General features: G+C 55.0%; 12 protein-coding genes. All 12 read left to right on the plus strand.

Annotation, left to right across the window (positions count from 1 at the left end):
* Positions 1-123 precede the first annotated feature (123 nt).
* The 12 genes from HA51_RS11275 to nuoM all read left to right on the plus strand — a co-directional run bounded on the left by HA51_RS11275 (position 124) and on the right by nuoM (position 13,823).
* Positions 124-567, plus strand: a complete 444-nt coding sequence (locus HA51_RS11275; RefSeq protein ID WP_034825074.1) for an NADH-quinone oxidoreductase subunit A — start codon at positions 124-126, stop codon at positions 565-567.
* Between the two features lie 15 nt (positions 568-582).
* A complete protein-coding gene (locus tag HA51_RS11280; RefSeq protein ID WP_007889318.1) occupies positions 583-1,263 on the plus strand; it encodes a NuoB/complex I 20 kDa subunit family protein in 681 nt (226 codons plus the stop codon).
* 116 nt (positions 1,264-1,379) lie between these two features.
* Positions 1,380-3,179: an NADH-quinone oxidoreductase subunit C/D gene (gene nuoC, locus HA51_RS11285; RefSeq protein WP_084934604.1), complete on the plus strand. Its 1,800-nt coding sequence runs from the start codon at positions 1,380-1,382 to the stop codon at positions 3,177-3,179.
* Positions 3,180-3,181: 2 nt separating this feature from the next.
* Positions 3,182-3,697, plus strand: coding sequence for an NADH-quinone oxidoreductase subunit NuoE (gene nuoE / locus HA51_RS11290; RefSeq protein ID WP_084934605.1), 516 nt, complete (start codon positions 3,182-3,184; stop codon positions 3,695-3,697).
* Positions 3,698-3,699: 2 nt separating this feature from the next.
* On the plus strand, positions 3,700-5,040 hold the full coding sequence (nuoF, locus tag HA51_RS11295) for an NADH-quinone oxidoreductase subunit NuoF (protein WP_211282932.1): 1,341 nt from the start codon (positions 3,700-3,702) through the stop codon (positions 5,038-5,040).
* 104 nt (positions 5,041-5,144) lie between these two features.
* Positions 5,145-7,868 (plus strand): NADH-quinone oxidoreductase subunit NuoG, encoded by a 2,724-nt coding sequence (gene nuoG, locus HA51_RS11300; protein ID WP_084934607.1) that lies wholly within the window; start codon positions 5,145-5,147, stop codon positions 7,866-7,868.
* Positions 7,865-8,842, plus strand: coding sequence for an NADH-quinone oxidoreductase subunit NuoH (gene nuoH / locus HA51_RS11305; RefSeq protein ID WP_084934608.1), 978 nt, complete (start codon positions 7,865-7,867; stop codon positions 8,840-8,842). The genes nuoG and nuoH overlap by 4 nt, the downstream gene beginning before the upstream one ends.
* Before the next feature lie 11 nt (positions 8,843-8,853).
* On the plus strand, positions 8,854-9,396 hold the full coding sequence (gene nuoI, locus HA51_RS11310) for an NADH-quinone oxidoreductase subunit NuoI (protein ID WP_084934609.1): 543 nt from the start codon (positions 8,854-8,856) through the stop codon (positions 9,394-9,396).
* 10 nt (positions 9,397-9,406) lie between these two features.
* Positions 9,407-9,958, plus strand: a complete 552-nt coding sequence (gene nuoJ, locus HA51_RS11315) for an NADH-quinone oxidoreductase subunit J (protein WP_084934610.1) — start codon at positions 9,407-9,409, stop codon at positions 9,956-9,958.
* The gene (nuoK, locus tag HA51_RS11320) at positions 9,955-10,257 is read left to right on the plus strand and encodes an NADH-quinone oxidoreductase subunit NuoK (protein ID WP_034825057.1); all 303 of its coding nucleotides are present in this window, start codon (positions 9,955-9,957) and stop codon (positions 10,255-10,257) included. Before nuoJ ends, nuoK begins: the two co-directional genes overlap by 4 nt.
* Entirely contained in the window at positions 10,254-12,089 is a 1,836-nt protein-coding gene (gene nuoL, locus HA51_RS11325; RefSeq protein WP_084934611.1) for an NADH-quinone oxidoreductase subunit L, read from the plus strand. Before nuoK ends, nuoL begins: the two co-directional genes overlap by 4 nt.
* Positions 12,090-12,302: 213 nt before the next feature.
* Complete coding sequence (nuoM, locus tag HA51_RS11330; protein WP_084934612.1) at positions 12,303-13,823, plus strand: NADH-quinone oxidoreductase subunit M; 1,521 nt, start codon at positions 12,303-12,305, stop codon at positions 13,821-13,823.
* Position 13,824 lies beyond the last annotated feature (1 nt).

Genomic DNA, 13,824 nt, shown 5'->3' on the forward strand with positions numbered 1-13,824 from the left:
TGCTGCTTATTCGATAAGACAGCATAGTTTATAGGGTTTATTATCCTTCCCTTGAATCGACGTGGTGTGTTTGCTGCAACAGTGCAGGATGCCAGAGCCACTTTTGATGAGTAAGCAAAGAGTATGTCAACGACCACAGAAGTGATCGCCCACCACTGGGCATTTATTGTCTTTATTGTCATCGCATTTGGCCTGTGTGCCTTCATGTTGACCGGCGGTTGGTTATTGGGTGGACGTGCGCGGGCGCGCCACAAAGATACCCCGTTTGAATCGGGTATCGAATCCGTCGGTGATACTCATATTCGCCTCTCCGCTAAATTCTATCTGGTTGCGATGTTCTTCGTTATTTTCGACGTCGAAGCCCTCTATTTATACGCATGGTCGACATCTATCCGCGAAAGCGGCTGGGTCGGCTTTGTCGAAGCCGCAATTTTCATTTTGGTGCTATTGGCAGGCCTGGTTTATCTGGTGCGCATCGGTGCGCTGGATTGGGCTCCTGCGCGTCGTCGCGTAGTGGTCAAATCAATCCCGGTCAGCCACAACCACACCAACCCTCATAAGCAGTAAAAGCGAGGCAATAAGATGGACTACACGCTGACACGCGTAGACCCGAACGGCGGCGGTGATAACGATCGTTATCCTCTGCAGAAACAGGAGATTGTTACCGATCCCCTGGAGCAGCACGTTCATCGCAGCGTCTACATGGGCAAGCTCGAGCACGCCCTGCATGACATGGTGAACTGGGGTCGTAAAAACTCTCTGTGGCCGTATAACTTCGGTCTTTCCTGTTGCTACGTGGAAATGACCACGTCATTCACTGCGGTGCACGACGTGGCGCGTTTTGGTGCGGAAGTCATGCGTGCCTCTCCACGTCAGGCTGACTTCATGGTGATCGCCGGTACGCCCTTTACCAAAATGGCGCCGGTCATTCAGCGTTTGTATGACCAAATGCTGGAACCGAAATGGGTGATCTCGATGGGAGCCTGCGCCAACTCGGGTGGCATGTACGACATCTACTCAGTGGTGCAGGGCGTAGATAAATTCCTGCCTGTCGATGTGTATATACCAGGCTGCCCACCGCGCCCTGAAGCCTATATGCAAGCGCTGCTGCTGCTGCGTGAATCCATTGGTAAAGAGCGTCGCCCGCTTTCGTGGGTAGTCGGTGATCAGGGTGTTTATCGCGCCAATATGCAGCCAGAGCGTGAAAGAAAACGCGGCGAGCGTATTGCCGTCACTAACCTGAGAACACCCGACGAAGTCTAAGCTTCCCGTACACGGATGGCATATCGGCCGCAGCAGAACATCACAATTTAATGTGCGCCGCCATCCTGACGCCTTCTTTTGAGTGCCTGATTACAGGCCGGAATGGTGAGTAACGTATGACAGATTTAACCACGCAAGATCTCGCACAGCCTGCATGGCAAACCCGCGACCATCTGGATGATCCAGTAGTCGGCGAGCTGCGTAACCGTTTTGGGCCGGATGCCTTTACCGTTCAGGCCACCCGCACCGGCATTCCGGTTGTCTGGGTGAAGCGTGAACAGTTACTGGAAATTGTCGAATTCCTGCGTAAGCTGCCGAAGCCGTACGTCATGCTCTATGACTTACACGGTTTTGATGAGCGTTTACGCACTAACCGCGCCGGTTTACCCGCCGCGGATTTTTCCGTTTTCTATCACCTGCTTTCTATTGAACGCAACCGTGACATCATGCTCAAGGTGGCGTTGTCTGAAAACGATCTGAATGTGCCGACCATCACCAAGATGTTCGCCAATGCCAACTGGTATGAGCGCGAAACCTGGGAGATGTTTGGTATCACCTTTAATGGCCACCCGCACCTGACGCGCATCATGATGCCGCAGACCTGGGAAGGCCATCCGCTTCGTAAAGATTACCCGGCGCGTGCCACCGAGTTCGATCCCTTCGAACTGACTAAACAGAAAGAAGATCTGGAGATGGAGGCGCTGACCTTCAAGCCTGAAGACTGGGGCATGAAGCGCAGCACCACCAATGAGGACTTCATGTTCCTCAACCTGGGTCCTAACCACCCGTCTGCACACGGTGCTTTCCGTATCATCCTGCAGTTGGACGGCGAAGAGATCGTCGATTGCGTGCCGGATGTCGGTTATCACCACCGTGGTGCCGAGAAGATGGGCGAGCGCCAATCTTGGCACAGCTACATTCCATACACCGACCGTATCGAGTATCTCGGCGGCTGTGTGAATGAAATGCCTTACGTGCTGGCGGTGGAAAAATTAGCCGGCATCACCGTGCCGGATCGCGTCAACGTGATCCGCGTGATGCTGTCAGAGCTGTTCCGTATCAACAGCCACTTGCTGTACATCTCCACCTTCATTCAGGACGTTGGCGCCATGACGCCGGTGTTCTTCGCCTTCACCGACCGTCAGAAAATTTATGACGTGGTTGAAGCGATCACCGGTTTCCGTATGCACCCAGCCTGGTTCCGCATCGGCGGTGTGGCACACGACCTGCCAAAAGGGTGGGAGCGTCTGCTGCGCGAATTCCTCGACTGGATGCCAAAGCGTCTGAAAGAGTATGACAAAGCCGCACTGCGTAACACCGTACTGATTGGTCGTTCAAAAGGCGTTGCGGCATATAACATGGATGAAGCGCTGGCATGGGGCACCACCGGTGCTGGCCTGCGTGCCACCGGCCTCGACTTTGATGTGCGTAAATGGCGTCCGTATTCAGGCTACGAAAACTTCGATTTTGAGATCCCGGTTGGCGCTGGCATCAGTGATGCTTACACCCGTGTTCAGCTGAAAATGGAAGAGATGTGGCAGTCACTGCGCATTCTGGAACAGTGCCTGAACAACATGCCGGAAGGCCCGTTCAAAGCGGATCACCCGCTGACCACGCCGCCACCGAAAGAGCGCACGCTGCAACACATCGAAACCCTGATCACTCACTTCCTGCAGGTTTCGTGGGGCCCAGTCATGCCGGCCAACGAATCCTTCCAGATGATTGAAGCGACCAAAGGGATCAACAGCTACTACCTGACCAGTGATGGCAGCACCATGAGCTACCGCACCCGTGTGCGTACGCCAAGCTTCCCGCACCTGCAGCAGATCCCATCCGTGATCCGCGGCAGCCTGGTATCCGACTTGATCGTGTACCTCGGTAGTATCGATTTTGTTATGTCAGACGTGGACCGCTAATTATGCACGATCAAAAAATTGCTATTCACACTATCGACCCTGATGAGGTCTTTGTGCTGAGCGAGACCGAGCACCACGCTATCGAGCACGAAAAACACCATTACGAAGATGCGCGCGCCGCTTCGATTGAAGCGTTGAAGATCGTGCAGAAGCAGCGTGGCTGGGTGCCAGATGGCGCCATCAATGCCATCGCTGAAGTGTTGGGCATCCCGGCCAGTGACGTAGAGGGTGTCGCCACTTTCTACAGCCAGATCTACCGTACGCCGGTTGGCCGTCACGTCATCCGTTATTGCGACAGCGTGGTGTGCCACATCACCGGTTTCCAGGGGATTCAGGCGGCGCTTGAGCAGAACCTGAACATCAAACCGGGCCAGACCACCACTGATGGCCGCTTTACCCTGTTGCCAACCTGCTGTCTGGGCAACTGTGATAAAGGCCCAACTATGATGGTGGATGAAGATACCCATGTTCATCTGACGCCGGAAGGCATCGCCAACCTGTTGGAGCAGTATCAATGACCATTAAACAGATCATTCGTACTGCGGAAACCCATCCACTGACTTGGCGTCTGCGTGACGATAAGCAGCCAGTGTGGTTCGATGAATATCGCAGTAAAAACGGTTATGTCGGTGCGGATAAAGCATTGAAAGGCATGAGCCAGGACGAAATCGTTGGCCTGGTCAAAGACTCCGGTCTGAAAGGCCGTGGCGGCGCAGGTTTTAACACCGGCCTGAAGTGGAGCCTGATGCCGAAAGACGAATCCATGAACATCCGTTACCTGCTGTGTAACGCCGATGAGATGGAACCGGGCACCTACAAAGACCGCCTGCTGATGGAGCAAATGCCGCACCAGTTGGTGGAAGGCATGCTGATCAGTGCGTTCGCACTGAAAGCCTATCGCGGCTACATCTTTTTGCGTGGCGAGTACATTGAAGCGGCCGTACACCTGCGCCGTGCCATTGCAGAAGCCACTGACGCGGGCTACCTCGGTAAAAACATTCTCGGTACCGGTTTTGATTTTGAACTGATCGTGCACACCGGTGCTGGCCGCTACATCTGTGGTGAAGAAACCGCGCTGATCAACTCGCTGGAAGGCCGCCGCGCGAACCCGCGCTCTAAGCCGCCATTCCCAGCAAGTGCGGGCGTATGGGGCAAGCCAACCTGCGTGAACAACGTGGAAACCTTGTCCAACGTCCCAGCCATCCTCCTCAACGGTGTTGACTGGTACAAAAGCATCTCTACCAGCGAAGACACCGGCACCAAGATGATGGGCTTCTCTGGTCGCGTGAAAAATCCAGGCGTGTGGGAACTGCCGTTTGGCATCACCGCGCGTGAGATTTTGGAAGATTATGCCGGTGGCATGCGCGATGGCCTGAAATTCAAAGCCTGGCAGCCTGGCGGCGCGGGGACTGACTTCCTGACCGATCAACATCTGGATCTGCCAATGGAATTTGCCAGCATTGGTAAAGCGGGTAGCCGTTTAGGCACCGCGCTGGCGATGGCGGTCGATCACGAAATCAACATGGTGTCATTGGTGCGTAACCTTGAAGAGTTCTTTGCGCGTGAATCCTGCGGTTGGTGTACGCCGTGCCGTGATGGATTGCCGTGGAGCGTGAAGATCCTGCGTGCGCTGGAGCAGAAAAAAGGCCAGCCGGGTGATATCGAAACCCTGCTGCAGCTTTGCCGTCAGCTTGGCCCAGGTAAAACTTTCTGTGCCCACGCACCGGGTGCCGTAGAGCCATTGCAGAGCGCAATTAAATATTTCCGTGAAGAGTTTGAAGCCGGCATGGCGCCGCAGGTGTTTGGCAATACCCGATCGATCGGTGGTATTCAGCCCAACCTGCTGAAAGCGCGCTGGTAATCAGCCGCCGTACACGGAATTCACCCTGAGCCGACACGGCTTGGGGGACAGAATTAGATGTTTAACGCTCGTCTTAGGGCGAGCCTTACGGAAGCATGTTCACTATGGCTACAATCCATGTAGACGGTAAAGAATATGATGTGAACGGAGCGGACAACCTGTTGCAGGCGTGTCTCTCTCTGGGCCTTGATATTCCTTATTTTTGCTGGCATCCGGCGCTGGGAAGCGTGGGAGCCTGCCGCCAGTGCGCGGTGAAGCAATTCCAGAATGCCGAAGATACCCGCGGTCGCCTTGTCATGTCCTGCATGACACCGGCGTCGGACGGCACCTTTATTTCCATCGACGATGGCGAAGCAAAAGAGTTTCGTGAAAGCGTGGTGGAGTGGCTGATGACCAACCATCCGCACGATTGCCCAGTGTGCGAAGAGGGCGGTAATTGCCATCTGCAAGATATGACGGTGATGACGGGCCACAGCTTCCGTCGTTATCGCTTTACCAAACGCACCCACCAGAATCAGGATCTCGGCCCGTTCATCTCCCATGAAATGAACCGCTGTATTGCCTGCTATCGCTGCGTGCGTTACTACAAAGATTACGCAGACGGCAAAGATCTTGGTGTTTACGGTGCCCACGACAACGTCTACTTCGGTCGTCCGGAAGATGGCACGCTGGAGAGCGAATTCTCCGGTAACTTGGTCGAAATCTGCCCAACCGGCGTGTTCACCGATAAAACCCACTCCGAACGTTATAACCGTAAATGGGATATGCAGTTCGCGCCGAGCATCTGCCAGCAGTGCAGCGTGGGTTGTAACACCAGTCCAGGCGAACGTTATGGTGAGTTGCGCCGTATTGAGAACCGTTACAACGGCACCGTGAACCACTACTTCCTGTGTGACCGCGGTCGTTTCGGTTATGGCTATGTGAATCTTAAAGATCGCCCACGTCATCCGGTACAGAAGCGCGGCAACGATTGGGTCAGCCTGAATGCTGAACAAGCGGTGAATGCGGCCGCTGACGTGCTGCGTCAGGCGAAGCGCGTCATCGGTATCGGTTCTCCTCGCGCCAGCATTGAGAGCAACTTTGCGCTGCGTGAATTAGTCGGCGCGGAGAATTTCTCAACGGGTATGCCTGCAAGCGAGCAGACACGTGTTGAGTTGATGCTGAAAGTGCTGCAGGAAGGCGGTATCTATACGCCATCGCTACGTGAAATTGAAAGCTACGATGCGGTACTGGTGCTGGGTGAAGACCTGACTCAGGTTGGTGCGCGTGTGGCTCTTTCTGTGCGTCAGGCGGTGAAAGGCAAAGCCCGTGAAATGGCAGCGGCACAGAAAGTGGCTGACTGGCAGATCGCGGCGATCCTCAACATTGGTCAGCACGCTAAACATCCTCTGTTTGTCACCAACGTCGATGAAACCCGTCTTGATGATATCGCGGCGTGGAGCTATCGCGCACCGGTCGAAGATCAAGCACGTCTTGGCTTTGCGATTGCTAACGCGCTGGATGAAACGGCTCCAGCCGTCAGCGGTTTCGATAGCAAACTGAACGGCAAACTGGATGTGGTGGTACAGGCACTGGCGGGGGCGAAAAAGCCGCTGATCATTTCCGGTATTCACTCTGGCAGCATTGCGATGATTGAAGCCGCCGCCAACGTGGCGAAAGCGCTGAAAGGTCGTGGTGCGGATGTCGGCATTACCTTCCTTGCGGGCGCAGCCAACAGCTTTGGTCTCGGCCTGATGGGCGGTCAATCGCTGGATAGCGCGCTGGAACAGCTTGATAAAGGTGAAGCGGATGCGCTGGTGGTGCTAGAGAACGATCTCTACCGTCACGCACCGAAAGCCACCGTGGATGCGGCGCTGCATAACACCGCGCACGTGATTGTGGTTGATCATCAACGCACTACGACGCTGGAAAAAGCCGGACTGGTGCTCTCTACTGCGAGCTTCGCAGAGAGTGATGGCACCTCAATTAACCAGGAAGGCCGTGCGCAGCGTTTCTTCCAGGTTTACGATCCGTCTTACTACGACAACAGCATCGTGATGCTGGAGAGCTGGCGCTGGCTGCACTCGCTGCACAGCGTCGTGGAAAGCCGCCACATCGACTGGACGCTGCTGGATCATGTCATTGATGCCACCGTTGCGGCGCTGCCACAGCTGAAAGGCATCAAAGATGCCGCACCAGATGCGAGCTTCCGTATTCGCGGTCAGAAACTGGCGCGTTCACCGCACCGTAACAGTGGCCGTACCGCGATGCGTGCCAATATCAGCGTACACGAACCGCGTCAGCCGCAAGACAAAGACACCATGTTTGCCTTCTCAATGGAAGGTAACAACCAGCCGAATGCACCACGTTCGCAGATTCCATTCGCCTGGGCACCAGGCTGGAACTCCCCGCAAGCATGGAACAAATTCCAGGCTGAAGTCGGTGGCAAACTGCGTCATGGCGATCCGGGTGTGCGTTTGTTTGAAGCGAGCGAAGGATCACTGCCGTGGTTCACCGTCGTGCCAGACAGCTTTGTTGAAGGCAGCCAATATCGTGTTGCACCTTATTACCAGCTGTTTGGTAGTGAAGAGATGACACAGCGTTCACCGACATTCCAGAAGCGTATGTCGCCAGCCACGCTGGTGATTAACCCGGCTGATGCGGAGAAACTGGGCGTCAACAACGGCTCTGCGGTTGAACTGGTCTGTGCCGGTGAAACGCTGCGTCTGCCAGTGCGCTTCTCAACGTCCCTGCAAGCAGGGCAGGTGGGTCTGCCGCTGGGTATGCCGGGTGTGCCGCCGTTCCTCTCAGGTGCGCAAATTGACAAATTGCAGGAGGCCGCGCAATGAGCTGGCTGACACCGGACGTTATCGACATCCTCCTCCAAATCCTCAAAACGATCGTCATCTTGCTGGTCGTGGTGGGTTGTGGTGCCTTCATGAGTTTCGCCGAGCGTCGTTTGCTCGGCTTATGGCAGAACCGTTATGGTCCGAACCGTGTCGGCTGGGGCGGCTCGCTGCAGCTCGCGGCTGACATGATCAAAATGTTCTTCAAAGAGGACTGGGTTCCGCCGTTTACCGATCGCTTCATCTTTACCCTGGCACCGGTTATTGCCTTTGTCTCGCTGCTGCTGGCGTTTGCCATCGTGCCGGTTTCGCCGACCTGGATGGTCACAGACCTGAATATCGGTCTGCTGTTCTTCCTGATGATGGCGGGCCTGGCGGTCTATGCCGTGCTGTTCGCCGGTTGGTCGAGTAACAACAAATACTCGCTGCTGGGTGCGATGCGTGCGTCGGCGCAGACGCTGAGCTACGAGGTGTTCCTTGGCCTGTCGCTGATGGGGGTGGTGGCGCAAGCCGGTTCATTCAATATGAACGCCATCGTCGAGAGCCAGGCGCACTTGTGGAACATCATTCCGCAGTTCTTCGGTTTCATCACCTTCTGCATCGCGGGCGTTGCGGTGTGTCACCGACATCCGTTTGACCAACCAGAAGCGGAACAGGAACTGGCTGACGGTTACCACATCGAATACGCCGGTATGAAGTTCGGCCTGTTCTTCGTCGGTGAATACGTGGCGATCACCACCGTTTCAGCGCTGATTGTGACGCTGTTCTTCGGTGGCTGGCACGGTCCATTCCTGCCGCCATTCATCTGGTTCGCGCTGAAAACAGCGTTCTTCATGGTGATGTTTATCCTGATTCGTGCTGCGCTGCCGCGTCCACGTTATGACCAGGTGCTGTCGTTCGGCTGGAAAGTGTGTCTGCCGTTGACGTTATTGAACCTGCTGGCGACCGCCGCAGTGATTCTGTACAGCGCGCAGTAAGGGGTTCTGAGATGACTTTAAAAGATATTGTCGTTGGCTTCGGCACGACAGTGCGCAGTATCTGGATGATAGGCATGCATGCCTTCGCCAAGCGCGAAACCCAGATGTACCCAGAAGAGCCGGTCTATCTGCCGCCGCGCTACCGTGGTCGTATCGTGTTGACGCGCGATCCCGACGGTGAAGAGCGTTGCGTTGCCTGTAACCTTTGCGCGGTAGCCTGCCCAGTGGGTTGTATCTCGCTGCAGAAAGCCGAAACCAAAGATGGCCGTTGGTATCCGGAATTCTTCCGCATCAACTTCTCACGCTGCATCTTTTGCGGTCTGTGTGAGGAGGCTTGCCCAACTACCGCGATCCAGCTGACCCCCGACTTCGAGCTGGGTGAGTTCAAGCGTCAGGATCTGGTGTACGAGAAGCAGGACCTGCTGATTTCCGGTCCGGGTAAATATCCGGAGTACAACTTCTATCGCATGGCGGGTATGGCGATCGACGGGAAAGAGAAAGGCGAAGCGGAAAACGAAGCCAAGCCAATCGACGTCAAAAGCTTGTTACCTTAAGGAGCCAGGTATGGAATTTGCGTTTTATCTTTGCGGACTGGTGGCGGTGCTGACGACATTGCGCGTCATCACTCACACCAATCCGGTACATGCGCTGCTGTACCTGATTGTTTCGCTGCTCTCTATTGCGGGCGTGTTCTTCTCGATGGGCGCTTACTTTGCCGGTGCGCTGGAAATTATCGTCTACGCCGGTGCCATTATGGTGCTGTTCGTGTTCGTGGTGATGATGCTGAACTTGGGCAAAACCCAGCAGGACCAAGAACGCGAGTGGCTGAAGCCTTCGCTGTGGATTGGGCCAGGCATTGTTTCCCTGTTACTGCTGGCGGTGATGATTTATGCCATCAGCACCGCGCATGACCAAGGTATTGATGGCACCGTCATTGATGCGAAAGCGGTCGGTATCAGTCTGTTTGGTCCTTACGTACTGGCGGTTGAGCTGGCGTCAATGCTGCTGCTGGCCGGTCTGGTGGTGGCCTTCCACATCGGACGTGAAGAGCGTCAGGGCGAAGTGCTGAGCAATCGCCACGCTGATGCACAAGCGAATAAGGAGGATCACGCATGATCCCGTTACAACACGGCCTGATGTTGGCTGCTGTGCTGTTTGTTCTCGGCCTGACTTCATTGGTACTGCGCCGCAATTTGCTGTTTATGCTGATTGGTCTGGAGATCATGATCAACGCCGCTGCACTGGCGCTGGTGGTAGCAGGCAGCTATTGGGGACAAGCTGACGGCCAGGTGATGTATATTCTGGCGATCAGTCTCGCGGCGGCAGAAGCCAGCATCGGTTTAGCACTGCTGCTCCAGCTCTATCGTCGTCGTCAGACGTTGAACATTGACACAGTGAGCGAGATGCGCGGATGAATCTTCTCTATTTAACCGTATTATTTCCGCTGATTGGCTTTCTGCTATTGGCGTTTTCCCGTGGTCGCTGGTCGGAGAACCTGTCGGCTGCGGTGGGAATGGGATCGGTAGGTCTGGCGGCACTGACCACGGTGTATGCCGGCTTTGACTTCTTTAGTCATGGCCAGCAGCCCTTCACACAAGCGCTGTGGACGTGGATGCAGGTCGGTACCTTCAACATCAAAGTGAATCTGGTGCTGGATGGTTTGTCACTGACCATGCTGTCGGTGGTCACGGGCGTAGGTTTCTTCATCCACATGTTTGCCTCTTGGTACATGCGCGGTGAAGAGGGCTACTCACGCTTCTTCGCTTACACCAACCTGTTCATCGCAAGCATGGTGGTGTTGGTGTTGGCCGACAACCTGATGCTGATGTATCTCGGTTGGGAAGGTGTGGGCCTGTGCTCCTACTTGCTGATTGGTTTCTACTACAGCAATCCTGAGAACGGTAAAGCAGCGATGAAAGCCTTTATCATCACCCGTGTCGGTGATGTGTTCCTGGCTTTCGCCCTGTTCATTCTTTACAACGAACTGGGTACGCTGAACTTCCGCGAGCTGGTGGAGTTGGCTCCAGCACACTTCGCCGCTGACAACCACATGTTGCAATGGGCTACCTTGATGCTGTTGGGTGGTGCGGTCGGTAAATCTGCACAGCTGCCACTGCAGACCTGGTTGGCCGATGCGATGGCGGGCCCAACACCGGTTTCAGCACTGATCCACGCCGCCACTATGGTGACAGCGGGTGTCTACCTGATTGCACGTTCACACGGCCTGTTCCTGTTGACGCCGGAAGTGCTGCATCTGGTGGGAATTGTGGGTGCGATCACCCTGGTGTTGGCAGGCTTTGCTGCGTTGGTTCAAACCGACATCAAACGTGTGTTGGCTTACTCCACTATGAGTCAGATCGGCTACATGTTCCTCGCGCTTGGTGTGCAGGCGTGGGACGCGGCTATTTTCCACTTAATGACTCACGCTTTCTTTAAAGCACTGCTGTTCCTTTCTTCTGGTTCGGTCATTCTGGCCTGCCACCACGAGCAGAACATCTTCAAAATGGGCGGCCTGCGTAAGAGCATCCCATTGGTGTACACCTGCTTCCTGGTCGGCGGCGCAGCGCTGGCGGCACTGCCGCTGATCACCGCAGGTTTCTACAGTAAAGATGAAATCCTGTTTGGTGCGCTGGCGAATGGTCACATCAATCTGATGGTGGCGGGTCTGGTCGGTGCATTCCTGACCTCAATCTACACCTTCCGCATGATCTTCATCGTGTTCCACGGCGAAGAGAAAATTCATGCGCACGCGGGCAAAGGGATTACTCACCATCTGCCACTGATTGTGCTGCTGGTACTCTCCACCTTTATCGGTGCGATGATCACCCCACCGTTGGCGAGCGTGTTGCCACAGAACGAGTTTGGTGAAGGCGGCAAAGTGGCGCTGGAAATCACTTCAGGCGTGGTGGCTATCGTCGGTATCCTGATTGCTGCCGCACTGTGGTTGGGCAAACGCCAACTGGTCACTCGCATTGCCAACAGCGCACCGGGCCGTTTCTTCAGCACCTGGTGGTTCGCGGCATGGGGCTTCGATTGGCTGTATGACAAGGTGTTCGTTAAACCTTATCTCGGTGTTGCCTGGCTGCTGAAGCGCGATCCGTTGAACTCACTGATGAACCTGCCTGCGCTGCTGTCGCGCATCGGTAATAAAGGTTTGGTGGTAAGCGAGAACGGCTACTTGCGCTGGTATGTGGCTTCCATGAGTGTTGGCGCCGTGGTGGTGCTGGCGCTGATGCTGGTGATCTAAAGATTGATGAGCGGGGTGCGAGAGAAATTAGCGCCCCAAGTAAGAATGTTAAAAATTGTCTGATGCACGAGCGTTATCGGTGCAGCCAGTTTTGTCCCCGCCAGCGCGCAGCAACCGGAGCGTACTTTAGTACGTGAGGATTGCGAGCACTGTCGGGGACAAAAATGGCAAGCAAGATAGTTCGAACAGAGACGAATAATAGGGAAGTATGCCGTGCTATTACCTTGGCTAATAATCATACCCTTTGTTGGGGGCTTACTCTGCTGGCTAGCAGAACGCCTCGGTGCGAAAGTACCGCGCTGGATCGCCATGATCACCATGGGCCTGACGCTGGCGCTTGGCCTGCAGCTTTGGTTGCAGGGAGGCTATTCATTAACGCAGGCTGCAGGGATTCCGCAGTGGCAGTCAACCTTCTCGGTGCCATGGATTCCACGCTTTGGCATTAACTTCCATTTAGCGATCGACGGTCTTTCACTGCTGATGGTGGTGCTGACCGGTCTGCTGGGTTTAATGGCGGTACTCTGTTCCTGGAACGAGATTGAGAAATATCAGGGCTTCTTCCACCTCAACTTGATGTGGATCCTCGGTGGTGTGATTGGCGTGTTCCTCTCCATCGATATGTTCCTGTTCTTCTTCTTCTGGGAAATGATGCTGGTGCCGATGTACTTCCTCATCGCGCTCTGGGGTCACAAAGCCTCTGACGGTAAAACGCGTATCTCGGCGGCGACCAAATTCTTCATCTATACCCAGGCTTCTGGCTTGGTGATGTTGATTGCGATTTTGGCGCTGGTGTTCGTACACTACAACGCAACGGGCGTGTGGACTTTCAGCTACGAAGAGCTGCTGAAAACGCCAATGTCGCATACCGTTGAATACGTTCTGATGCTCGGCTTCTTTATCGCGTTTGCGGTGAAAATGCCGGTGGTGCCATTACACGGTTGGTTGCCTGACGCACACAGCCAGGCGCCAACCGCCGGTTCGGTTGACTTAGCAGGTATCTTGCTGAAAACCGCGGCTTACGGTTTGTTGCGTTTCAGCTTACCGCTGTTCCCGAACGCCTCGGCTGAGTTTGCACCGATTGCGATGTGGCTGGGTATCCTGGGTATCTTCTACGGTGCCTGGATGGCCTTCTCGCAAACCGACATCAAACGTCTGATTGCCTATACCTCTGTTTCGCACATGGGCTTCGTGTTGATTGCCATCTACACCGGCAGCCAGCTGGCGTTCCAGGGCGCGGTCATTCAGATGATTGCGCACGGCTTGTCTGCCGCGGCACTGTTTATCTTGTGTGGCCAGCTGTATGAGCGCCTGCACACGCGTGACCTGCGTCAGATGGGCGGTTTATGGGGACGTATCAAATGGATTCCAGGCCTGTCACTGTTCTTCGCCGTCGCCAACTTGGGTATGCCGGGCACCGGTAACTTTGTCGGTGAATTCATGATTCTGACCGGCAGTTTCCAGGTCGTTCCGGTGATCATCGTGATTGCGACCTTTGGCTTGGTGTTCGCCTCGGTGTACTCGCTGATTATGATGCAGCGTGCTTACTACGGTGAAGCGAAATCCAAAGATCCGCTGCCGGGCATGTCACCGCGTGAATTCATGACCATTGGTGTACTGGTGGTGCTGCTGGTTCTGCTGGGTATTTATCCTCAGCCGATCCTCGACACATCCCATGCTGCGATGAGTAATATTCAGCAGTGGTTTACCGCTTCAATTTCAACTACAAGGCCGTAAT

Source organism: Pantoea rwandensis (assembly GCF_002095475.1).
Lineage (GTDB): Bacteria > Pseudomonadota > Gammaproteobacteria > Enterobacterales > Enterobacteriaceae > Pantoea > Pantoea rwandensis.

Bases quoted from the DNA above. Each gene is read 5' to 3' on its own strand.
- HA51_RS11280 (WP_007889318.1), top strand. From the start codon at position 583: ATGGACTACACGCTGACACGCGTAGACCCGAACGGCGGCGGTGATAAC.
- HA51_RS11275 (WP_034825074.1), top strand. From the start codon at position 124: ATGTCAACGACCACAGAAGTGATCGCCCACCACTGGGCATTTATTGTC.
- nuoH (WP_084934608.1), top strand. From the start codon at position 7,865: ATGAGCTGGCTGACACCGGACGTTATCGACATCCTCCTCCAAATCCTC.
- nuoE (WP_084934605.1), top strand. From the start codon at position 3,182: ATGCACGATCAAAAAATTGCTATTCACACTATCGACCCTGATGAGGTC.
- nuoJ (WP_084934610.1), top strand. From the start codon at position 9,407: ATGGAATTTGCGTTTTATCTTTGCGGACTGGTGGCGGTGCTGACGACA.
- nuoG (WP_084934607.1), top strand. From the start codon at position 5,145: ATGGCTACAATCCATGTAGACGGTAAAGAATATGATGTGAACGGAGCG.
- nuoC (WP_084934604.1), top strand. From the start codon at position 1,380: ATGACAGATTTAACCACGCAAGATCTCGCACAGCCTGCATGGCAAACC.
- nuoL (WP_084934611.1), top strand. From the start codon at position 10,254: ATGAATCTTCTCTATTTAACCGTATTATTTCCGCTGATTGGCTTTCTG.
- nuoI (WP_084934609.1), top strand. From the start codon at position 8,854: ATGACTTTAAAAGATATTGTCGTTGGCTTCGGCACGACAGTGCGCAGT.
- nuoK (WP_034825057.1), top strand. From the start codon at position 9,955: ATGATCCCGTTACAACACGGCCTGATGTTGGCTGCTGTGCTGTTTGTT.